This window comes from Rhizobium sp. BK098 (genome assembly GCF_014193155.1).
Lineage (GTDB): Bacteria > Pseudomonadota > Alphaproteobacteria > Rhizobiales > Rhizobiaceae > Rhizobium.
On sequence record NZ_JACHYY010000053.1, the window covers coordinates 1 to 1,405 of the forward strand.

At 59.4% G+C, this 1,405-nt stretch carries 3 protein-coding genes; 2 read left to right on the forward strand and 1 reads right to left on the reverse strand.

The features are described from left to right. A partial coding sequence (locus tag FHT73_RS29700; protein WP_246712285.1) for a hypothetical protein occupies positions 1-202 on the reverse strand: 202 nt, incomplete at its 3' end. A gap of 76 nt (positions 203-278) precedes the next feature. Between FHT73_RS29700 and FHT73_RS29300 the strand changes: the two genes are divergently transcribed. Then, complete coding sequence (locus tag FHT73_RS29300) at positions 279-761, forward strand: invasion associated locus B family protein (protein WP_348648176.1); 483 nt, start codon at positions 279-281, stop codon at positions 759-761. Between the two features lie 86 nt (positions 762-847). After that, positions 848-1,405, forward strand: a 558-nt coding sequence (locus FHT73_RS29305; RefSeq protein ID WP_348648175.1) for a POTRA domain-containing protein, incomplete at its 3' end; no start/stop codon positions are given.

Consider the following 1,405-nt stretch of genomic DNA (forward strand, 5'->3'; position numbering starts at 1 on the left):
AATCTTCCTGAATTTTGACCGACATGCCGATTGAGCAAGGTACGCCTTGCGCAAGCGAATGGCTTTGACTTTGGGTAATTTGTATGTCCCCCGCCAATAAGACTCTTTTCTTCAAGACTCTGACTTCGGCAGTTTTTCTTTCTTCGACGTTGTTTGCTTTCCCAATGATGGCGCAGGAACAGCCCGTTCCGGCGGCTGCCAACACGCCGTCCAGCGTCGGTTCTGCCCAGAGCGCGGCCCCTCAAACAGAAGAACAAAAGCCAGCGCCACAGGCGCGGGTGCAGAAGTTTGACGACTGGTACTATCGCTGCATCGACGGCAAGGCAGCGGATGGCGCTGCAGCCGACAGCTGCGAAGTCGCGCAGATTGCAACGGTCAAGCAGGGCGACCAGGATGTCAACGTTTTGACGCTCGCGGTTGCGAAGGTGCCTGCTCCCACCTCAACGGACAAGAAGGCGGCAAAGCAGCCTGCCAGTGAACTGGTGCTAACCACGCTCGTGCCACTCAATATGTACATTCCCGCCGGGCTTAGCATCGATGCAAGCGACAAGCCCGTCGTGCAGTTGGTCTACCGCAACTGCAATCAGGCGGGCTGCTGGGCGCAGCAGAAGCTGGATGCCAAGATGGTGTCGGCCCTTTCCAAGGCCTCGGATGGCACCGGTCATGTCCAGATGATGAATGGCCAGAAAGTCAACATCAAGTTCTCGCTGAAGGGATTGTCGGCGGCGCTCGATGCGCTGCAGAAGCCCGCCTCGAAGTAAGCGGACGGTGGGAATAGCTCATGACACTGGCTTTAGGGTCGCCTCCTGCGCGGAGCGGCCGGTGCTTTTCGAAGTCGTCATTCATTGTGCCGTTTGCCACCGTGTTGCTGTCGGTGATCCTGGTTTCGGCCCAGGCTGCCGCACAGCAATCGCCGAATGACGACTTCGCGCGCCGTCAGGCGCAGGAAGCCGAGCAGCAGCGGCTGCAGAGCTTGGGTCAGATGACGCCGAAGCCTTCTCCGGCCGAAGTTCCGCAGCCGGAAAAGGCCGGTGGCGGCAAGTCCGGCCCGTGCTTTGCCATCACCCATATCGAGGTTGAAGGCGTCACGCAGTTTTCGGCCGGCGCGATCGACAAGGTCACCGCAGGTTATGCGAACCGCTGCGTCGGCGTCGGCGAGATCAACGCGCTGCTGCGAGACCTGACGCATCTCTATCTCGATAAGGGTTTTGTCAGCTCCCGTGTCTATGTGCCGGCGCAGGATATCGCCAGAACCAAGGTGCTGCGCCTCGTTGCCGTCGAAGGCACGCTTGCCGATATCTACATCAATAGCAAGCCAGTTTCGGGTTTCGGCGCGGCAGGCTCCGGCGTGATCGCCACGGCCTTTCCCGGCATGAAAGGCGAGATCACCAATCTGCGCGATATC